Annotated in this window: 20 protein-coding genes and 1 pseudogene; 18 read left to right on the top strand and 3 right to left on the bottom strand. The window is 67.6% G+C overall.

The features are described from left to right. Positions 1–111 precede the first annotated feature (111 nt). Complete coding sequence (locus MBELCI_RS19535; RefSeq protein ID WP_052512754.1) at positions 112–1,410, bottom strand: DUF6538 domain-containing protein; 1,299 nt, start codon at positions 1,408–1,410, stop codon at positions 112–114. A gap of 613 nt (positions 1,411–2,023) precedes the next feature. Here MBELCI_RS19535 and MBELCI_RS15580 point away from each other — a divergent pair. The 6 genes from MBELCI_RS15580 (at position 2,024) to MBELCI_RS15555 (ending at position 7,081) form a co-directional block, all read left to right on the top strand. After that, positions 2,024–3,190: a Fic family protein gene (locus MBELCI_RS15580; protein WP_131505568.1), complete on the top strand. Its 1,167-nt coding sequence runs from the start codon at positions 2,024–2,026 to the stop codon at positions 3,188–3,190. A gap of 98 nt (positions 3,191–3,288) precedes the next feature. Next, positions 3,289–4,170, top strand: a complete 882-nt coding sequence (locus MBELCI_RS15575; protein ID WP_021695210.1) for an STAS domain-containing protein — start codon at positions 3,289–3,291, stop codon at positions 4,168–4,170. After that, positions 4,163–4,525 (top strand): STAS domain-containing protein, encoded by a 363-nt coding sequence (locus MBELCI_RS15570; RefSeq protein WP_021695209.1) that lies wholly within the window; start codon positions 4,163–4,165, stop codon positions 4,523–4,525. Before MBELCI_RS15575 ends, MBELCI_RS15570 begins: the two co-directional genes overlap by 8 nt. Beyond that, on the top strand, positions 4,522–4,929 hold the full coding sequence (locus MBELCI_RS15565; protein WP_021695208.1) for an ATP-binding protein: 408 nt from the start codon (positions 4,522–4,524) through the stop codon (positions 4,927–4,929). The genes MBELCI_RS15570 and MBELCI_RS15565 overlap by 4 nt, the downstream gene beginning before the upstream one ends. Beyond that, positions 4,926–5,924, top strand: coding sequence for a SpoIIE family protein phosphatase (locus MBELCI_RS15560; RefSeq protein WP_021695207.1), 999 nt, complete (start codon positions 4,926–4,928; stop codon positions 5,922–5,924). Before MBELCI_RS15565 ends, MBELCI_RS15560 begins: the two co-directional genes overlap by 4 nt. Further along, on the top strand, positions 5,921–7,081 hold the full coding sequence (locus MBELCI_RS15555; protein ID WP_021695206.1) for a sensor histidine kinase: 1,161 nt from the start codon (positions 5,921–5,923) through the stop codon (positions 7,079–7,081). The genes MBELCI_RS15560 and MBELCI_RS15555 overlap by 4 nt, the downstream gene beginning before the upstream one ends. Before the next feature lie 133 nt (positions 7,082–7,214). Here MBELCI_RS15555 and MBELCI_RS15550 read toward each other — a convergent pair whose 3' ends face one another. Continuing rightward, a complete protein-coding gene (locus MBELCI_RS15550) occupies positions 7,215–7,505 on the bottom strand; it encodes a DUF1127 domain-containing protein (protein WP_021695205.1) in 291 nt (96 codons plus the stop codon). Positions 7,506–7,650: 145 nt separating this feature from the next. Further along, positions 7,651–8,676, bottom strand: coding sequence for a substrate-binding domain-containing protein (locus tag MBELCI_RS15545; protein ID WP_021695204.1), 1,026 nt, complete (start codon positions 8,674–8,676; stop codon positions 7,651–7,653). Between the two features lie 97 nt (positions 8,677–8,773). Between MBELCI_RS15545 and MBELCI_RS15540 the strand changes: the two genes are divergently transcribed. The 12 genes and pseudogenes from MBELCI_RS15540 to MBELCI_RS15490 all read left to right on the top strand — a co-directional run. Next, positions 8,774–10,363, top strand: a complete 1,590-nt coding sequence (locus MBELCI_RS15540) for an alpha-amylase family glycosyl hydrolase (RefSeq protein ID WP_021695203.1) — start codon at positions 8,774–8,776, stop codon at positions 10,361–10,363. Between the two features lie 110 nt (positions 10,364–10,473). Next, positions 10,474–11,973, top strand: a complete 1,500-nt coding sequence (locus tag MBELCI_RS15535) for an ATPase domain-containing protein (protein ID WP_021695202.1) — start codon at positions 10,474–10,476, stop codon at positions 11,971–11,973. Continuing rightward, entirely contained in the window at positions 11,957–12,970 is a 1,014-nt protein-coding gene (locus MBELCI_RS21955) for a PAS domain-containing protein (protein WP_021695201.1), read from the top strand. The genes MBELCI_RS15535 and MBELCI_RS21955 overlap by 17 nt, the downstream gene beginning before the upstream one ends. After that, complete coding sequence (locus MBELCI_RS21330; RefSeq protein ID WP_369385474.1) at positions 12,913–14,007, top strand: ATP-binding protein; 1,095 nt, start codon at positions 12,913–12,915, stop codon at positions 14,005–14,007. Before MBELCI_RS21955 ends, MBELCI_RS21330 begins: the two co-directional genes overlap by 58 nt. Positions 14,008–14,109: 102 nt before the next feature. Continuing rightward, positions 14,110–14,631 carry a crossover junction endodeoxyribonuclease RuvC gene (ruvC, locus tag MBELCI_RS15525; protein WP_021695199.1) on the top strand — a complete coding sequence of 174 codons (522 nt, stop codon included), beginning with the start codon at positions 14,110–14,112 and terminating at the stop codon, positions 14,629–14,631. Beyond that, on the top strand, positions 14,628–15,317 hold the full coding sequence (ruvA, locus tag MBELCI_RS15520; RefSeq protein ID WP_021695198.1) for a Holliday junction branch migration protein RuvA: 690 nt from the start codon (positions 14,628–14,630) through the stop codon (positions 15,315–15,317). Before ruvC ends, ruvA begins: the two co-directional genes overlap by 4 nt. A 49-nt stretch (positions 15,318–15,366) precedes the next feature. Beyond that, a complete protein-coding gene (gene ruvB / locus MBELCI_RS15515) occupies positions 15,367–16,401 on the top strand; it encodes a Holliday junction branch migration DNA helicase RuvB (protein ID WP_021695197.1) in 1,035 nt (344 codons plus the stop codon). A 63-nt stretch (positions 16,402–16,464) separates the two neighbouring features. Further along, positions 16,465–17,088 carry a hypothetical protein gene (locus tag MBELCI_RS15510; RefSeq protein WP_021695196.1) on the top strand — a complete coding sequence of 208 codons (624 nt, stop codon included), beginning with the start codon at positions 16,465–16,467 and terminating at the stop codon, positions 17,086–17,088. After that, on the top strand, positions 17,085–17,480 hold the full coding sequence (gene ybgC, locus MBELCI_RS15505; protein WP_021695195.1) for a tol-pal system-associated acyl-CoA thioesterase: 396 nt from the start codon (positions 17,085–17,087) through the stop codon (positions 17,478–17,480). Before MBELCI_RS15510 ends, ybgC begins: the two co-directional genes overlap by 4 nt. Positions 17,481–17,653: 173 nt before the next feature. After that, entirely contained in the window at positions 17,654–18,328 is a 675-nt protein-coding gene (gene tolQ, locus MBELCI_RS15500; RefSeq protein ID WP_200861291.1) for a protein TolQ, read from the top strand. Between the two features lies 1 nt (position 18,329). After that, on the top strand, positions 18,330–18,824 hold the full coding sequence (locus MBELCI_RS15495; RefSeq protein ID WP_045320301.1) for an ExbD/TolR family protein: 495 nt from the start codon (positions 18,330–18,332) through the stop codon (positions 18,822–18,824). Positions 18,825–18,836: 12 nt separating this feature from the next. Continuing rightward, positions 18,837–19,142, top strand: a pseudogene (locus MBELCI_RS15490) (hypothetical protein); the annotation flags it as partial.

Below are 19,142 nucleotides of genomic sequence, written 5' to 3'. Positions count from 1 at the left end.
CCATTTTCAGCCATAGCTCGGTCACCGGCCTGTCCCGTCAGACGGTTCTAAGGATCAAAGCTGACCCTGTGGCTGCACAGGCTGCGCTTGAGCGCTGGGCATCATGACAGATTAGCTATCGAGGCCACCGGGCCACAAATCGGATAGGGGGTATTGGCCGCTTGGATAGGCTAAGACCTCCAACGCTGCTTGCTTCTTCTCGAAGGGGGCACCGCCCGAGTAGACGCCGTAGGTCATGGTGGGAATGTCATGGCCGATGATCCGGGCGCTTATCGCCTCCGGGATGCCTGCTGCATCGAACTGCGTTGCAACGGTCTTCCTGATCGAATGGAAGACGTAGGTGTGATCAAAGCCAAGGCGGCTCTTCAGGCGTCCGAAGCGCTTACCAATTGCGTTCGATCGATCGCCGTATTTGTTCTTTGTCAGTCCCGACAGAACGTAGCCATCAATGCTTGCAGCGCAAAGCCTCTGAAGAAGAGGGCGCAGCTGACTATGGATCGGCACTTCCCGCCATCCGGCTTCGGACTTTGCATCCACGATCTTGAACCTGTCGGATTGGACATCGTGGACCTGTAGCGCACAAAGCTCTTCAACCCGGCACCCCGTCCACATTCCCAGAGCTATCAGTCTCCCCAAATCGAGATCACCGCTATCAACTGCACCATCAAGCAACGCAGTCGTTTCCCCAGCAGTGAAGGATTTGCGTCGATTTGCGACATCGGCCTTTGACTTCTTCGCTTTGCGCTGCACGACCTCACGAAAAGGGTCAACATCATCCGGCACTATGTCGAGCCGCTGCAGGTACCCCCAGTAGCCCCGACAAGCTGAGATGATCCTACGAGCCGTTGGAGCTTTGAGGCCGTCCTCATGCTGCAGCTCATGCACCCAGAGCTGAACGCTCTTCCTCGTCACCTTCTTGGTGGTTCGAAAGCGCTGGCTGAACCGCGAGAGATCGGACCTCTTCATGTCTAAGGTCTTCGGCTCGTTGTCCAACGTGAGAAGCCAGTCTTCGACCTTCTCGCTGATTTCCACCCACTGACGCGTTGCCAGCTTGTAGAGGGCTTCCCCGGCACCTCGCTGTCGTTCCTCCGCTTCCACCGCTTTGTCCGACAGGATCATCTCGTATTTGCCCCGCTGCTCAGGATCAGGCTCGCGGTCCAGCAGTTCCCGCCAACTCATCGCGGCGTCTCTGAGGTCTTCGAGGGGGGCAGTGTTGCCGGTCTTGGCTGCTTCGATTTCAGCCTTCCATCTCGCAACAAGCAGTGGGGCACGGCGTTCGGCCTCAGACCGGCTCTCCGTCTTGAGGCTCTCGACGAAGCGGGCCTTGCCGTTGAAAAGCGGACGCAACTTCTTAGGAATGTCGAGTTCCGCATACCATCTGCGGCGGCGCTGGTTCAGGTAGTGGGGCAACTTTGTTCCTGACTTCCACACACGTTTACCCCACACGCTTCCCACACTCATGCCCCATCTTTCAAGGCGATAAGGGGTTTGAGCGGCGTGCGCGGAAAATCCCACCTCCTCCGCCAGGCTCCATTGATTTTGTTTAATACATTGGCATTTTGATCGCCCTACCCACCATAGGGCCCATTATGCTGTTTGCGCTTGGGTGCGCTGCGATGCGACAGGCCGGGGCTAAGTTGGGGGCAGCCAGCTCCGCCACTGCCCGGCTTGATCCCCGCCCAGCGCCTTTCGTGATACGAAGCCCCTTGGTGCCAAGTGCTGCGACGGGCTCGCCGCTCGGACCTTTGTCAGTTCATATGCTTGCCGAAGTTGACCCCCGCTCCCGCCCCGGGACACGACCAGATGAGGTCTGTTCCGAGAGCGGCCTCGTCTGGGGGAAGCCGGATCTCGCGACTGGCACGCGGGCGGGAACCTTGCCACCTCAACGCACCACGCGCCGTGACAGGCGCGCGTCCGCAATGCGAGCCTCCGGGCATCTTCGACCGCGCCTGATAGCCGGTGGACAAGCCGTATGGCGGCGGGTCAGTCTGATCGGCGGGCGATCAAGGGCGGGGGCACGGGCATGGCAGGCAGGAACAGCGCGGCAGGGGCGCTCGATCTGCTCGGGATCGAAGTGCTCGCGGCGCGGATCGAAGCCTTCGGTCGGGCCGATCCCGATGCGGGCAACCTGTGGCGCTCAGAGATGGCCGTGGCCGAAGCGGTGGCCTCCGTGGCGCTCGAAGGGCGGCGGGTGTCCGAGGCGGACCTGCTGCCGCGCGTCGCGGGCGGTGGGATATCGCGCGGCGATCCGGTGGCGGGAGAGCTGGCACTCGGGCTGATCCGCGCGCTCAAGGCCCCGGGCGATCCAATCGCGCGGCCTGCCGAGACCCTCGCGCGGCTCGAGCGGCGGGCGGGCGGGCTCGCGGGTGCCGAACGCGGCGCGGCAGCGGGCGAGGACAGCCTTGCTTCGGGCGCGTTCGACGCCGCCCTTGCGGCGCTGCGACCACAAGATCCGCCGATCCTTGCGGCGCTGCGGGTGAGCGGGGCCTATGCGCGGTCGAGCGGCCGCGCCAACCCGATGGTCGAGAGGGCCCTGTTCATGGCGGTCGAAGGGGCACGGCGCCGGGCGACGCCGGGGCCCGGCGGGGCCGTGGCCTTCGAGGAGGATCCGATGCGCGGCCTTTCGGGGCGGGTCGATGCGGATTGGGTCGCGACGCCGGCGCTGGCGCTGTCGGTGGGTCGATACCGGCCGTGGTCGCCGGGCACCGCCGGCGGGCTGGCGGATCTGATCGAGGGGCTCGGCACGGTGCTGGGCATGGAGATCGGCCGCATCGGCCGGGCGCGCGAATGGCTGCGCCGGGCGCGGGCCTGCGGCGAGGGACGGCACGGGCGCTCGCGGCTGGGCGACGCGGCGCAGGCCTTCGCCTCGGCGCCTTGCCTGACCTCGGGGCTTCTGGCCGAGCGCATCGGCGTCACGCCGCGCGGCGCCACCAACCTCATCGACGCGCTGGTTGAGCAGGGGCTCCTGCGCGAAATCACGCGGCGGCGCACGGCGCGGATCTGGTCGGTGCCGGGGCTGGCCGAGCGGCTGGCGGTCCGGCCACGCCGTCCGGCCCCGGGTCTCGGGGCGGCGCAGGGCAGGGAGGCCGATCCGCGGGCCGGGCGCGAGGCTATGACGCGCGCCCTTGCGGATATGGATACGGCGCTGGGCCGGGCGGATGCTCTCTTGGGTCGGCGGCGCGGCGGCTGAGGCGCAGGCCGGTTCCCGCCAAGTGAGCCGGGCGCAAGGCTTTCCTTCCGGCGCGACAGCCCCTATCGATAAGCCGCCGTGACCAGTTAGGACCGAATATGACCGTTGCGCCGACGACTGAACTGAGCCGCCTCCTGCGCGAGGATTTCGACGGCGTGCTCGACGCCTGGTTCGCGACCCAGAAGCGCGAGGGCGTGCGCCGCCCCGACTTGTTCTCGGACCGCGAGAGCCGCCGCCAATTGTCGGACCTCTTGCGCGCCTTTGCCGAGGTGCTGGCCCGGATCGACATCACCGAGCCGGTCGACATCGAGGCCGATGTCTGGTCCGAGCTGCGCCTCGCGCTGTCCGAAATCACACTGGTGCGCACCGAACGCGGCGTCGCCCCGTGGGAAATGACCGCCTTCATCCTGGCGCTCAAGCAGCCGGTCTTCGTGAAACTGAACGAAAGCCTCTCCGGCACGCCCGACAGGCTGCTCTCGATCGCGGCCGATTTCGGGCGCATCGTCGATGCGCTGGCCATGCACATCAACGAATACTTCATCGCCGAGCGCGACGAGATCATCGAACGCCAGCGCGCCGAGATGATGGAGCTGTCCACCCCGGTGGTGCAGCTTTGGGAGCGGGTTCTGACCATCCCCTTGATCGGCACGCTCGATTCGATGCGCGCGCAGGAAGTGATGGAGAATCTTCTGAACTCGATCGTCGAGCACAGCGCCGAGGTGGTGATCGTCGACATCACCGGCGTGCGGGTCGTCGACACGCAGGTGGCGCAGCATCTGCTGCGCACCGCCGCGGCCGTGCGGCTGATGGGGGCCGAGGCGATCATCTCCGGCATCTCGCCCAAGATCGCCCAGACCATGGTCGAGCTTGGCGTCGATGTGGGCGAGGTGACGACGCGTCCCTCGATCCGCGCCGCGCTGGCCGAGGCGTTCCGCCGGGTCGGCTTCCAGATCAGCCGCATCGAGGATTCCCGTGTCTGAGGCGGCCTCGATCTACAGCGTCGACAAGGTCCTGCTCGTGGCGATCCGCGACAACATCACCGACACCGACATCATCAACCTGCAAGAGGATCTCTCCGAGCGGATCGTCAACGAGGCGGCGCGGGGCGTGGTGATCGACATCGCCGCGCTCGAGATTGTCGATACCTTCGTCGGTCGGATCCTCGCGCAGCTCTCCTCGATCTCGCGGCTGCTGGCGGCCGAGACCTATATCGTCGGCATGCGCCCGGCAGTGGCAATGACGCTGGTCGAGCTGGGCATGGACCTGCCCGGCTCCAAGACGGCGCTGTCGCTGAGCCATGCCTTGCGGAGCCTGAAGGCCAAGGGGCTGGCGTGAGCGCTCCGCCGGCGGAGCCGGCGGCCCGGATCGAGTTGCGGCAGGAGCGCGACGTCGCGGCGGCGCGGATCGCCGTGTCGCGGGCGATGGACGCGATGGGGGCGCGGGCTCTGCGCAAGACCCGCTTCGTCACCGCGGTGAGCGAGATCGCCCGCAACGCGCTCGACCACGGCGGCGGCGGGGTGCTCGAAGTCTATCGGCTCGAGCGGCCCTTGCGGATCATGATCCGCTGCCGCGACGAGGGGCCAGGCATCGCCGATCTGGATCAGGCGATGACCGACGGCTTTTCGACCGCGCGTAGCATGGGCAAGGGTCTTGGCGGTGCGCGGCGGCTGGTCGAGGCGTTCCGCATCGAGAGCCGTCCGGGGTCAGGCACCACCGTCGAAATGGAGGCCAAGCCATGAGACACGCCGTCGACATCACCGATCCCAGCGCCGTGGCGGAATCGCGACGGCTTGCGCGGGGGTTGGCCGACGCCGCAATGCTCGATGCGACCCGCGCCGAGGCGCTGGCGATTGTCGTCACCGAGATGGCGACTAACCTGCTGCGCCATGCGGGCGGCGGCCAGCTTCTGTTGCAGGCGCAGCCCGGCGCGGGGCGGCGGGTGACACTGGCCGCGATCGACAGCGGCCCCGGCATTCCCGACATCGATCTCGCGCTGTCGGACGGCTTCTCGACCGGCTCGAGCGCCGGCGGCGGCCTCGGGGCGATGCGGCGGCTGGCCGACAGCTTCGAGATCCGCTCGACGCCGGGGCGCGGCACCGTGGCGGTCTGCGGCTTTGGCGCGCCGCCGGTGATGGCCGGGGTCGAGGTGGGCGCCTTCCTGGTGAACTATCCCGGGGACCGCGCCTGCGGCGACGGCGTGTTCGCCCGCGACGTGGCGGGACGGGTCGATCTCATGGCGGTGGACGGCCTTGGCCACGGCGCGCGCGCCGAAGCCGCCGCTGAGGAGGCGATCGCCGGGCTCTCCGGGTTGCGCGGCGACGATCCGTCGGGGATCTTGTCCGAGCTGTCGACCCGTCTCGCAGGGAGCCGCGGCTCGGTCGCGGCGCTGGCGCAGATCGAGGCGGCGGACGGGCGGCTTCGGCTGGCCGGGATCGGCAACATCGCGGCGCTTCTGGTGCAGCCGGGCGGACAGGTGAGGCGGCTGATCAGCCGCGAGGGTCGGTTGGGCGGCGCGGTGCGCCAGCCGCCGGTGGAGACGGCCACGATGCGGCCGGGCGACGTGCTGATCCTGCACAGCGACGGGCTGTCGACCTTGCGCAGCCATGCCGATCTGCCGGCGACGGCGGGGATGAGTTGCGCGATGATCGCCGCCCATTTGATCCGCGACCGCAACAAGGGCCGCGACGACTGCTGTGCGCTGGTGGCGCGGCTTGCCCCGGAGAATATCGCATGAGACTGACCACTCTGAAGATCGAGGCCGACGAGGACATCGTGCGGCTGCGCATGGTCGGCCAAGAGGTGGCGCGGCGTTGCGGTTTCGCCAAGTTCGCCGAGACCCGCATCGTCACGGCGCTGCTGGAGTTGGGGCGCAACATCGTCCAGCACGGCGGCGGCGGGCGCATGACGCTGTCGCTCGAACCGCTGGGAAGCGGACTCGCGCTCGGGGTAGAGGCGGTGGATCAGGGGCCGGGCATCCCTGATCTCGACGCGCGTCTCTCGGGCGCGGATCCGCTGCCCGGAACGGCGCGCGCGCAGGGGCTCGGACTCGGGTTGCGCGGCGTGCAGCGCATCGCCGATCGCTTCGAAGTCGAGAGCGGTGCCGAGGGGACGCGCATCCTCGCGGGGTTCGACACCCGCCTTGCCGCCTCCGAGGCCGCGCCGGTCGCCGCCGGGATCGGTGAGGCGCTGGCTGCGCTGCGCCGCGCCGACCCAGCGGCGATGCTGGCCCAGCAGAACCGCGACCTGCTCGACGCGCTCGAGGAGCGCGACCTGCTGATGGCCGAGGTGCACCACCGCACCAAGAACAACCTTGCCCTCGTGACCGGACTGATGCGGCTGTCGCGCTCGGCCGCCAAGACCGAGGAGACGAAGGGCGTGCTGCGCGATCTGGAATTGCGGGTGAAGGCGATCACCGCGATCCACGACCAGCTGCAGCGCGCCGCCGCCGCCGACAGCGCCGCCTTGCTGCCCTTGCTGCGCGATGTGGCCGAGCAGACGCGGCAAGCCTTCTCGACACCTGATCAGGAGGTGAAGGTGGTCGTCACCGGCGAGACGCTCCTCTTGTCGGGAAACGCCGCGACCGATCTCGCATTGGCGGCGGGCGAGCTGATGACCAACGCCTGCAAGCACGCTTTCGCCGGGCGCGAGAAGGGGCGCCTGCATGTGTCTCTCAAGCGCGAGGAGGGGGTGCTGAAGCTTACCGTTTCCGATGATGGCTGCGGCCTTGCGCCGGGAATGGAGCGGCCCGAGCGGTCCGACTCGCTCGGCTGGCGGATGATCCGGACCATGGTGCAGAAGCATGGCGGCTTCGTGCGCACTTCGAACGGAGAGGGCGGGCTAAGCGTCGAGCTGGGCTTCGGAGAGGCGCAACTCGGGCTGATCGAAGGCTGAACCGCATAAAAAAACGGCGGCTCCAAGGAGGGAGAGCCGCCGCTATTTCGAACCGGACGCGCCCGGGAGGAAGGCTGTCCTGCCATCAAACCCCGATGCGGCGGAAAAGATCCGCGGCATTTCGAGGAAAGGGTCAGGCGCGCTTGGCGGCCTGCAGGGCGATGTCGTCGATCATCGAGCGGTGAATGCCCAGATCGACGAGTTCGCGGTCGCTCAGAGCCGAAAGCTCGCGCTGCGTGGTGCGATAGGCGCGCGACTTGGCGCGGCGCTCGGCAAGGCTGGCGCCGAGACGGGCGAAGAAGGAGGGGCGGGCGGTCTGGTTGGTGGTGAAGCTGGTCATGATCTGCGTTCTCGGGGTCTGGATGGGCCACCCCTCGGGGCGGCGTGTCTGGCTGGCGTCATCATCGGCGCCGTTGACCCCCATCTGGGCCTCTTGGCGGTCGGAGACCACATCCAACCACGCCGCAGCGACTTGCAGCCCCTGCATGGCGATGGCGCAGAGGCCTCGGGTGACCCGAACCGCTTCGGGCCGGTGTCGTCATCCGGGGCGTCGCTGGCTGCCGGGGCGCTCAAACCGGCGGGGCGATCGACCCGGCGTCGACGATCTCGAAATCGCCGACGCGCTGCAGGTCGGCCAGCGCCCGGCCCTCGATCGCGCCGATCAACCCCTGCGCCAGCGGCTCCCAGCTTTGCGCCAGCGCCGAGCGGGTCCCGGAGGTCGGTGGCACCGCCATCAGGTCTTCGCCCGGGAGCATGTCGTCATGCACCACCACCGACACGTCGCCCGGCACCTTTAGGCCAAGCATCGAGAGCGCGCTGTAGATGCCCTTGGCGATCAGCATGTTGCCCGCGATCAGCGCGGTGGGGCGATCCGACTGCATGCTCATCATCCTGAGCGTGGCAAGGGCGCCGACGCTCTCGGTCATCTGGCCGTGCTCGTGCAGCATCGGATCGGCGGGCACGTCGGCCGCGCGCAGCGCCATCTCCCAGCCCGCCCGCCGATGCGCCACGTAGCACATGGACCGTACCCCGTTGACGAAGCCGATCCGGCGGTGCCCAGCGCGCAGCAGCATCGCCGTCAGTTCGCGGCCTACGGCGATGTTGTCGATGTCGTAGAAGGGGTAGTTGGGGGCAAGCGCGCCACGCCCATGCATGACCAGCGGCACGCCGCGCCGTTGCAGATAGGCGACCCGCGGGTCGGCGTCCTCGGGCTCGATCAGCACGAAGCCGTCGAGTGAGCCGCCGTCGATGAGCCTGCGATGCACCTCGACCACGTCCTCGCCCTCATCGGCGGCGTTGAGCACGAACAACCGCCCTTGCCGCGAGAAGGCGCTCGACAGGCCGCGCACCATCTGCACGAACATGCTGTCGCGCGGGGTGCGATCCTGCGGCGGCAGCACGAGGCCGACGATGCCGGACCGCCCCGAAGCCAGCTTGCGCGCCGAAAGATTGGGGCGGTAATTCAAGGCTCTGGCCGCTTCTCGGGCGCGAATCTTGGTCTCGGCGCTGACATCGTCATGATCGTTGAGCGCGCGACTCACCTGCGTGACCGACAGCCCCGTGTAAGCCGCGATGTCCTTGAGCGTCGCCGACATGAATGTCCCCTCGATAGCTGGCGGCACCTTGCCAAGCCGAAACGCTTCGGGCAAGCCTCGTCGCGACCCGATGGCACATGGGACGAAAGGATTCGAGATGAGCAAGGCGAATTGGTGGAAGGGCGCGGTGATCTATCAGGTCTATCCGCGCTCGTATCAGGACGGCAACGATGACGGCATCGGCGATCTTCGGGGCATCACCGAGCGGCTGCCGCATATCGCCGAGCTTGGCGCCGATGCGGTCTGGCTGTCGCCGATCTTCACCTCGCCGATGGCCGACATGGGCTATGACGTGTCGAACTACACCGACATCGATCCGACCTTCGGCACGCTCGCCGATTTCGACACGATGGTCGCGCGCGCCCACGAGCTGGGCCTCAAGGTGATGATCGACCAGGTGCTGTCGCACAGCTCGAACCAGCACCCCTTCTTCGAGGAAAGCCGTTCGAGCCGCGACAACCCCAAGGCCGACTGGTACGTCTGGGCCGACCCCAGGCATGACGGCTCGGCCCCCAACAACTGGCAGGCCATCTTCGGCGGCATCGCTTGGGAGTGGGAGCCGCGGCGGCGGCAGTACTACTTCCACAACTTCCTGAAGGAGCAGCCCGACTTCAACTTCCACAACCCGGAAGTGCAGGACTGGTTGCTCTCGACGATGCGCTTCTGGCTCGATCGCGGGGTCGACGGCTTCCGCCTCGACACGGTGAACTTCTATTTCCATGATCGTCACCTGCGCGACGACCCGGCCGACTTCCGTCTCAGCGGCACGCAGGCGGTCAAGCCCTACGACATGCAGTACCACATCTTCTCGAAGAACCAGCCCGAGAACATCGCCTTCCTCGAGAAGATGCGCCGCCTGATGGACGAGTACGAGGATCGCACGCTGGTGGGGGAAGTCGGTGAGAGCCACCACCCGATCGAGATCATGGGCGAATACACCTCGGCCAACCGCCTGCACATGGCCTACAGTTTCGAGATGCTGGGGCCGAATTTCACGGCCGAGCATTTCCGTCACCAGATCGACCAGTTCTTCAAGCTCGCTCCCAAGGGCTGGCCCTGCTGGGCGCTGTCGAACCACGACGTGCCACGCCACGTGACGCGCTGGGCCGGGCATGGCGATCAGGACGCGGTGGCCAAGCTCGCGGCAGCGATGCTCTTGTCGATGGAGGGCTCGATCTGCCTCTATCAGGGCGAGGAGCTGGGCCAGACCGAGACCGAGCTGGAGTTCGAGGAGCTGACCGACCCGCAGGGCATCAACTTCTGGCCTGCCGACAAGGGCCGCGACGGTTGCCGCACGCCAATGGTCTGGGAGCGGGCCGCCGCGAATGCGGGCTTTTCCAAAAACGACGCGCCATGGCTGCCGGTGAAGGCGCCGCAGGCCGCGCGCGCCGTCGACACGCAAAAGGGCGTCGACGGGTCGGTGCTCGAAACCTACCGCGCGCTTTTGAAGTTGCGTCGCGAGACGCCCGACCTGCGTGTGGGCCGCACCATGTTCGCCGAGACCGAGGAGCCGGTGCTGGCCTTTCATCGCGGCGACAAGACCGTCTGCGCCTTCAATCTGTCGGACCAGCCGCGTGAGATCGAGATCGGCGGCATCGCCGAGACGCTGTTCGCCAACTCGGCCGAGACCGCCGACGGCAAGGTCTGGCTCGGTCCCAACGGCGCGCTGATCGCCCGCCTGGCCTGAGATCACGATCGGCGGCGCGGCTCATGGGGCCGCGCCGTCACGTCTCAAGCCACCTTTTGGCGTTCCGGCAAAACTGTTAGGAGGCCACAACTGGCTTGAAGGATCGATCGATGATGCCCAAAGACTTTGCCCGCACCGGCGTTCCGGGTCTCGATGACGTGCTCTCGGGCGGACTGACGCGGCGCCATGTCTTTCTGGTCGAGGGGTCGCCCGGCACCGGCAAGACCACCACCGCCATGCGGTTTCTGCTGGAAGGCGCGGAGAAGGGCGAGACCTGTCTTTACGTGACATTGTCGGAGACCGAGGAAGAGCTGCGCGACAGCGCCGCCTCGCATGGCTGGACCCTCGACGAGCGGATCTCGGTCTTCGAGGTGGTCCCGGCAGAAAGTCTGCTCGACGCCGATCAGCAGCAGAGCCTGCTCTATTCCTCGGATCTCGAACTGGGCGAGGCGACACGGCAGATTTTCGCCGCCTTCGAGCGGATACGTCCCGAGCGGGTGGTGATCGACAGCCTGTCCGAGATCCGGCTGCTGGCGCAGGGCTCCTTGCGCTATCGCCGCCAGATCCTTGCCATGAAGCATTACTTCGCGCGGCAGGACGCCACCGTCCTGATGCTCGATGACCTGACGGCCGAGACGCAGGACCGCACCGTGCACAGCGTCGTGCATGGGGTGATCCAACTCGAGGAGCTGGCGCCCGATTACGGTGCCGAACGGCGGCGTCTGCGCGTCACCAAGTATCGCGGTCAGCGTTACCGGGGCGGATATCACGATTTCGCCATCAAGACCGGCGGCATCGAGGTGTTTCCACGCCTCGTGGCGCTGGAACATCGGGTGGGTTACGAGCGCGACGCGCAGGCCAGCGGCATCGAGGCGCTCGACCGCCTTCTTGGCGGCGGCATCGACCGCGGGACGAGCACGCTGCTTCTTGGGCCGTCGGGCACCGGCAAGAGCCTGTTCGCGCTGCAATTCGCCATCGCCGCCATCGAACGGGGCGAAAAGGCGGCCATGTTCTCCTTCGACGAGGAGTTGGGTCTGCTGGAGATGCGGCTTTTGAAGATCGGCATCGACATCGCGGCGATGCGCAAGAGCGGCGCGCTGCTGCTCGAACAGATCGACGCGGCCGAGATGTCACCCGGCGAATTCGCGCAGCGGGTGCGCGACTGCGTGACCCGGAACGGCGCGCGCACCGTCGTGATTGACAGCATGAACGGCTATCAGGCCGCGATGCCGCAAGAAAACGCGCTGGTACTGCACATCCACGAACTCTTGCAGTTCCTCAACCGTCAGGGAGCCACGACCTACCTGACTGTGGCGCAGCACGGCCTCGTCGGCGACATGCAGTCGCCGCTCGACGTGACGTACATCGCCGACACGGTGATCCTGCTGCGTTACTTCGAGGCGCTGGGCCGGGTCCGCCGGGCGGTGTCGGTGGTCAAGAAGCGCACCGGCCCGCATGAAGACACGATCCGCGAGTTCAAAATCACGCAGCGCGGGCTCGAGCTTGGCGCGCCCTTGTACGGCTTCCAGGGGGTGCTGCGTGGCGTGCCCGATTTCGTCGGCGCCTCCGACCCGTTGATGGAGGCAAACGCGAATGACGTCGTCCGGTGATGCTCTCGCCAGCGCGCGCGCTCTGATCCTGACGCCGCATGGGCGGGATTCCCGGCTGGCGGCGGCCCTGCTCACCGAGGTCGGGCAGGCCTCGCAGATATGCGACGATCTCGACGCTTTCGTCTCGGGCCTCGGAGAGGACACGGCCTTCGGCATCCTGACAGAAGAAACGGTACGCCATGCCGACCTCGCGCCGCTCTTGGCGGCGATAAGCGCGCAGCCGAACTGGTCGGCGCTGCCCTTCATCGTGCTCACCCGGCATGGCGGCGGGCCCGAGCGCAACCCCGAAGCCGCGCGGCTGTCGGAGATCCTCGGCAATGTCACCTTCCTTGAGCGCCCGTTTCACGCCACGACCTTCGCAAGCGTCGTGCGCGGCGCCCGGCGTGGCCGAGAGCGGCAGTTCGAGACCCGTGCCGCCGTCATGCAACTGCATCGCAGCGATGAGACGCTGCGCACCGCACTCATGGCTGGACGGCTCGGTGCTTGGGAACTTCATCCCGCCAGCCGGGAGCTGATCTGTTCTCCGACGTTGCGGACGATCTTCGGTCGACCCGCGGACGGGACCTTCGATTTTCATGACTTCGTGAGCAGCATTCACGAGGATGACCTCGACCGGGTGATGGCGACGATCGAAAATGCGACCATCGAGGGTCGGGATTACGCGGTGGAGTTTCGCGCGGTCTGGCCCGATGGCAGCCTGCATTGGGCCGAGGCGCATGCGCGTATCCAGCACGATCCCGACGGCACGCCGCGGCTGATCGGTGTCACATCGGATGTGACGCCCGCAAGCAGGCCGAGACCAACCACCGTGAGCAGACTGAGGAGCTGGAGCGCCGCGTGGCGCAGCGCACTGCCGAGTTGGAAAGCGCGCATGCCCGCGTGCTCGAGGAAATCCGTCAGCGCGAACGCACCGAAGGCCAGCTTCTGCAAAGCCAGAAGATGGAGGCGATCGGCCAGCTCACCGGCGGCGTGGCGCATGATTTCAACAATCTGCTGATGGCTGTGCTTGGCAACCTCGACCTGCTGTCGCGCCATGTCACGGACGACCCGCGCGCGGCGCGGCTGATCGACGGCGCGATCCAGGGCGCGCAGCGCGGCGCGGCGCTGACCCAGAGGCTTCTGGCCTTCGCCCGGCGGCAGGAGCTCAAGATCGAACCGCGCGGTCTGGCCGATCTGGTGCGCGGCTCCGAGGACCTGCTGCGCCGCTCCGTCGGTGACGGGGTCGAGCTGAGCTTCAGCCTCCCCGACGGGCTGCCGCCGGCGCAGGTGGATGGCAACCAATTCGACCTCGCATTGCTCAACCTCGCGGTCAACGCCCGCGACGCCATGCCCGGCGGTGGTCGGCTCGCCATCGCCGTCGACCTGTGCGAGGCCACGGGCGACGAGGATCTCGCGGCGGGCCGCTACCTGCGACTTTCGGTCCGCGACACCGGGCTTGGCATGGATGCGGCGACGCTGGAGCAGGCGACGCAGCCGTTCTTTTCGACCAAGGAGTTGGGCAAGGGGACGGGACTCGGCCTGTCGATGATCCACGGCCTCGCCCAGCAGCTGCAGGGCGCGCTGCGCCTCTGGAGCCGTCCCGGTGAGGGCACGCGGGCCGAGCTGTGGCTGCCGGTCGCGCAGGTCGAGGAGAAGGGCGCTGAGCGTCCCGCGCCGCCGCCCGCCACCGCGCGAGCTTCGCGTGGGGTGCTGAGGATTCTCTTTGTCGACGACGACGCGCTGATCGCGATGAGCAGCGTCGATCTGCTGGAGGATCTGGGCCATCACGTCACCCAGGCGGGGTCCGGCGAACAGGCGCTCGCGGTGCTTGAAAGCGATGCGGAGATCGACCTGATGATCACCGATTTCTCGATGCCGCGAATGAATGGCGGCGAGCTGTCGCGCCATGCCCGCGACCTGCGGCCCGATCTGCCGATCCTGCTGGCCACCGGCTATGCCGAGCTGCCCGAGGGCGGCATGATCGACCTGCCGCGACTGGCCAAGCCATATATGCAACGCCAGCTCGAAGAAGAGATCGCCCGGATGGGACTTTGACATCGCGGCATGGTTTGCGTTCGTGGTTTGTGCTAGGGATCGGAAAAACCACGTAGAACAAGGCCGGGGCGCAGGGCAGTCGCGATCGGCAGATGGGGGCGCATGCGAGTCATCGGTATTGATCCGGGTCTTCGGAATCTCGGCTGGGGCGTGATCGAGAGCACGGGCGCGCGGCTGCGTCACGTCGCCAACGGCACCTGCCATTCCGAGGGCGACGACCTTGCCGAGCGGCTTCTGTCTCTGGCCTACCAGCTGCGCGCGGTGATCGCCGAGCATGGACCCGAGGCGGCGGCGGTGGAGCATGTCTTCGTCAACTCGGACGGCGCGGGCACGCTCAAGCTCGGCCAGGCGCGGGGCATCGCCTTGATGATCCCGGCCGAGGCGGGGCTGGCGGTGGGCGAATACATGCCATCGACCATCAAGAAGGCGGTGGTTGGCAACGGCGCGGCCGCCAAGGCGCAGGTGCAGCACATGGTCAAGCTTCAGCTTCCGGGTGTGAGGCTCGACAGCGCCGACGCCGCAGACGCGCTCGCGGTCGCGATCTGCCACGCGCATCACCTGCAATCGGCGGGGCATCTGGCGGCGGCGGTGGCGCGCGCCGAGGCAGGGAGGGTGCGGGCGTGATCGGCCGTATCGCCGGACGGCTCGAATACCGTGCCACCGATCACGTGCTGATCGACGTGCGCGGCGTGGGCTATGTGGTCTATGTCTCCGATCGGGTGCTGGCACAGCTGCCCGGACCGGGCGAGGCGGTGGCGCTCTATACCGAGCTTCTGGTGCGCGAGGACATCCTGCAACTTTTCGGCTTTCCGACGTTGGTCGAAAAGGAATGGCACCGGCTGTTGCTCACGGTGCAGGGGATCGGCGCCAAGGCGTCCTTGGCAATCCTCGGCGCGCTGGGCGCGGACGGGCTCGGTCGGGCGATCGCCTTGGCCGACTGGTCGGCGGTGGCGCGGGCCAAGGGGGTCGGCCCCAAGACCGCGCAGCGGGTGGTCAACGAACTCAAGGACAAGGCGCCCTCGATCATGTCGATGGGCGCACAGCCCGCCGCGATGCGCGGTGAAGACGCCGATGCGGTGATCGAGGACGTGCCGGGCGAGACCCCTGCGCCCAAGCGCAAGCCTGCCAGAAAGAAGGACGAGGGCAGCGCCGCCGCGCAGGCCGAGGCGCTCTCGGCGCTGGGCAATCTCGGATACGGGCTGTCCGAAGCGGCGGGCGCGGTGGCGGAATCTGCGCATGAGGCGCCCGGGGCCGACACCGCGGCGCTGATCCGCGCGGCGCTGCGCAAGCTTGCGCCCAAGGAGCGGTGAGTTGCCGCGCCCTCTTTTGCGGCATCCTCGCGATGCATAGGACCGAACCATGACCGACACCCCTGATCCCGCGCTGCGCCCCGAACGGCTTCCCGAGGACCACGACCGCGCTTTGCGGCCACAGGGGCTCAATGAATTCATCGGTCAGGCCGAGGCCCGCGCCAATCTGCGCATCTTCATCGAGAGCGCGCGGATCCGGGGGGAGGCGATGGACCACACGCTGTTCCACGGCCCGCCGGGTCTGGGCAAGACGACGCTGGCGCAGATCATCTCGCGCGAACTGGGCGTCGGCTTTCGCATGACCTCGGGACCGGTGCTGGCCAAGGCGGGCGATCTCGCGGCGATCCTCACCAATCTCGAGCCGCGCGACGTGCTTTTCATCGACGAGATCCACCGGCTCAACCCCGCAGTGGAGGAGGTGCTCTACCCGGCGCTCGAGGATTATGCGCTCGATCTCGTCATTGGTGAGGGGCCGGCGGCGCGCACCGTGCGGATCGAGTTGCAGCCCTTCACGCTGGTGGGTGCCACGACGCGACTTGGCCTGCTCACCACGCCGTTGCGAGACCGGTTCGGCATCCCGACGCGGCTGCAATTCTATACCGTCGACGAGTTGCACGAGATCGTCACCCGCAACGCTCGCCTGCTCGGCACGCCCGCCGATGACGCAGGGGCGCGCGAGATCGCGCGGCGCGCGCGCGGTACGCCTCGAATCGCCGGACGGCTGCTGCGCCGGGTTGTCGATTTCGCGGTTGTCGAGGGCGACGGGCGGGTCACGCAGGAGCTGGCCGACAGCGCGCTGACCCGGCTCGGCGTCGACGATCTGGGCCTTGACGGAGCCGACCGGCGCTACCTGCGCCTCATTGCCGAGGCCTATGGCGGCGGCCCGGTGGGGATCGAGACGCTTTCGGCGGCTCTGTCTGAAAGCCGCGATGCGCTCGAGGAGGTGATCGAGCCGTTCCTGCTGCAACAGGGATTGATCCAGCGCACGCCGCGCGGCCGGATGCTGGCGCATGCCGCATGGCGACACCTTGGATTGGCGGTGCCGCGTCCCCCGGAGGCGGGGCAGGGCGTGCTGTTCGACTGAGCCTCCGGCGCTGGACGCGCGGGGCCGCGCCGCGTATTCCCTCGTGAAACAGGAGGACCGGCCATGCTGGATGCGAAAACCGTCGAGGCGATGTTCACCCGAGGTGACGGCAGCTACATGTGCGCCCGCTGGGGCCGCCCCATTGCGCCGGTGGTCTTCGGCGTCGAGGACGAGACGCTCTCGGTGATGAAATCGGCGCTGCAGGCGCTATGCCACCTTGCCGATCACGACATGGCCGAGACCGACCCCGAACTTGGGGTGAACCTGCTGATGTTCTTCTGCCGGGAATGGGACGAGCTGACGGCGGTGCCCGATCTCGACAAGCTGGTGCCGGGCCTGCCCGAGCTTCTGGCCAAGCTCGAAGAAGGCGACGCCAGCCAGTACCGCGCCTTTCGCTTCGAGCCCGACGGCGCGATCCGCGCGGGCATCGTGTTTTTGCGCATGAAGGGCGAGGCACTTGATACGCCGGCCGACGTGCTGGCGCTGAGCCAGGCGGTGCTGTCGATGCTGACATGGTCCGAGACCGCTTTCGACGCGGCCTCGCCTCTGGCCTCGGCGCCCGATGGCACGGTGGTGCTCAAACCCGAGATCGCCTCGCTCATCCGCGCGGCCTACGACCCGGTGCTGCCCGCCGCCTCCGACGATCCGGCGACCGCGCTGCGCCTGGCGGCGCGGATGGACCATTGAGCCACTGTTTCGAAATCCGGGTCTATTACGAGGACACGGATCTCGCGGGCATCGTCTATTATGCCAACTACCTGAAGTTCATCGAGCGCGCCCGCACCGAATGGGTGCGGGGTCTGGGCGTCGACCAGTCGCGGCTCAAGACCGAGGAGGGGATCGTCTTCGCGGTGCGCCGCATCGAGGCCGACTACCTGACGCCCGCGCGATTCGACGACATGCTGACGGTCGAGACGCGGGTCGAGGAAATCGGCGGCGCGCGGATCACGCTGGCGCAGACGGCGCGGCGGGAAGACGAGACGTGCTTTGTGGCTCGCGTGCAACTCGTGGCCCTGTCGAACACGGGGCGACCGCAGCGACTTCCCGAAGCTCTCAAGCGCGCCATCGCCGAAGACTGACGGTGCGCGCCGGGGTGCGCGGAGTTCCGCCGACCGGGCGCGGGCGCGTTGGCGGGGGCTGTCGCAGGTCACGCCGCCGTGCAAAGCGCGAAGTGGATTTCGCCCGGCGGATCGGTTATGCGCGGCCAAGGCGGCCCGCGAGAGGCCGTGCGCGCGACACAAAGAGCAGGCAGATGGATCAGGTAACCGACTTCTCGATGTGGGCGCTTTTTGCCCGCGCGACGATCACCGTCAAATTGGTCATGATCGCATTGATCCTGGCCTCGATCTGGTGCTGGGCCGTGATCGTCGACAAGATCATCCAGTACCGCGCCGCTCGCGCCGAGGCCGCGCGCTTCGATCGCGCCTTCTGGTCCGGCGAGCCGCTCGACCAGCTCTTCGATGAAATCGGCGCCGATCCGCATGGCGCGTCGCAGCGCATCTTCAGCGCCGGGATGACCGAATGGCGGCGCTCGCACCGGCAGGATGGCGGGCTAATCGCGGGCGCGCAGGCGCGGATCGACCGCGGCATGGACGTGGCCATCGCCAAGGAGGCCGCGCGCCTGCAGCGCGGTCTGCCCGTGCTCGCCACCACCGGCTCGACCGCGCCCTTCGTCGGCCTCTTCGGCACGGTCTTCGGCATCATGAACGCCTTTATCGAGATCGCCGAGGCGCAGAACACCAACCTCGCCGTGGTGGCACCGGGCATCGCCGAGGCGCTGCTTGCCACCGGTCTCGGCCTGATGGCCGCGATCCCGGCCGTGATCTTCTACAACAAGCTGTCGGCCGATGCCGACCGGCTGATCGGCGGCTACGAGGCCTTCGCCGACGAGTTCTCGACCATCCTGTCGCGCCAGCTGGACAGCTGAGATGGGCGCAGGTGTCATGAAATCGGGTGGCGGCGGCAATCGTCGCGGACGTCGCCGGGGCCGGGCGCAGCCGATGGCCGAAATCAATATCACGCCCTTCGTGGACGTGATGCTGGTGCTGTTGATCATCTTCATGGTCGCGGCCCCCCTGATGACAGTGGGCATCCCCGTGGAGCTGCCGCAGACCGCCGCCTCGGCGCTGCCATCGGACGAGGAAGAGCCGCTCACCGTCACCGTCACCGCCGAGGGTGGTCTGATGATCCAGACCACCGAGGTGCCGCAGGGCGAACTGATCACCCGGCTTCAGGCAATCGCATCCGAACGCACCGGCAACCGCATCTTCCTGCGCGCCGACGGGGCCAACGCGTGGAACCGCGTGGCCGAGGTCATGGGCGCGCTCAATGCGGGCGGCTTTTCGAACATCGGCCTTGTCACTGACGTGGGCGGCTCGGATTTCGGCGCGGGCGCGCCGACCGCGCTGCCCTCGGGCGGCTGAGGCCCTGATGTCATGAGCACGGGGGGCTACATCTCGGGCATCGGCCATGCCGGCCTGCTGCTCTGGCTCGTCATGGGGTGGGGTCTCGACAGCGAACCGCTGGATTTCGAGGTGGCACCCGTGTCCGTGGTCTCGGGCGAGGAATATGCCGCCCTCGTCGCCGCCACCTCGCCACAGCCGCAGACTGAAGTACCCCCGGCCCCCGAGATGCCCGTGGTCGAGGAGACCCCGCCCGCGCCCGAAGCGCCGCCAGAGACACCGACGGAGGCCGCGCCGCCACCACCGCCGCCGGAGACGCCGTCCGAGGAGACGCCGCCG

Origin of the sequence: Limimaricola cinnabarinus LL-001, assembly GCF_000466965.1 — a bacterium.
Taxonomy (GTDB): domain Bacteria; phylum Pseudomonadota; class Alphaproteobacteria; order Rhodobacterales; family Rhodobacteraceae; genus Limimaricola; species Limimaricola cinnabarinus.
The sequence above is the reverse complement of the archived record's forward strand: the minus strand, read 5'-3'. Positions and strand labels throughout refer to the sequence as shown.

Coding starts and splice junctions, on each gene's coding strand:
- MBELCI_RS15580 (WP_131505568.1), top strand. CDS start 2,024: ATGGCAGGCAGGAACAGCGCGGCAGGGGCGCTCGATCTGCTCGGGATC.
- MBELCI_RS15575 (WP_021695210.1), top strand. CDS start 3,289: ATGACCGTTGCGCCGACGACTGAACTGAGCCGCCTCCTGCGCGAGGAT.
- MBELCI_RS15560 (WP_021695207.1), top strand. CDS start 4,926: ATGAGACACGCCGTCGACATCACCGATCCCAGCGCCGTGGCGGAATCG.
- MBELCI_RS15555 (WP_021695206.1), top strand. CDS start 5,921: ATGAGACTGACCACTCTGAAGATCGAGGCCGACGAGGACATCGTGCGG.
- MBELCI_RS15550 (WP_021695205.1), bottom strand. CDS start 7,505: ATGGGGGTCAACGGCGCCGATGATGACGCCAGCCAGACACGCCGCCCC.
- MBELCI_RS15545 (WP_021695204.1), bottom strand. CDS start 8,676: ATGTCGGCGACGCTCAAGGACATCGCGGCTTACACGGGGCTGTCGGTC.
- MBELCI_RS15540 (WP_021695203.1), top strand. CDS start 8,774: ATGAGCAAGGCGAATTGGTGGAAGGGCGCGGTGATCTATCAGGTCTAT.
- MBELCI_RS15535 (WP_021695202.1), top strand. CDS start 10,474: ATGATGCCCAAAGACTTTGCCCGCACCGGCGTTCCGGGTCTCGATGAC.
- MBELCI_RS21955 (WP_021695201.1), top strand. CDS start 11,957: ATGACGTCGTCCGGTGATGCTCTCGCCAGCGCGCGCGCTCTGATCCTG.
- MBELCI_RS21330 (WP_369385474.1), top strand. CDS start 12,913: ATGGAGGCGATCGGCCAGCTCACCGGCGGCGTGGCGCATGATTTCAAC.
- ruvC (WP_021695199.1), top strand. CDS start 14,110: ATGCGAGTCATCGGTATTGATCCGGGTCTTCGGAATCTCGGCTGGGGC.
- ruvB (WP_021695197.1), top strand. CDS start 15,367: ATGACCGACACCCCTGATCCCGCGCTGCGCCCCGAACGGCTTCCCGAG.
- MBELCI_RS15510 (WP_021695196.1), top strand. CDS start 16,465: ATGCTGGATGCGAAAACCGTCGAGGCGATGTTCACCCGAGGTGACGGC.
- tolQ (WP_200861291.1), top strand. CDS start 17,654: ATGGATCAGGTAACCGACTTCTCGATGTGGGCGCTTTTTGCCCGCGCG.
- MBELCI_RS15495 (WP_045320301.1), top strand. CDS start 18,330: ATGGGCGCAGGTGTCATGAAATCGGGTGGCGGCGGCAATCGTCGCGGA.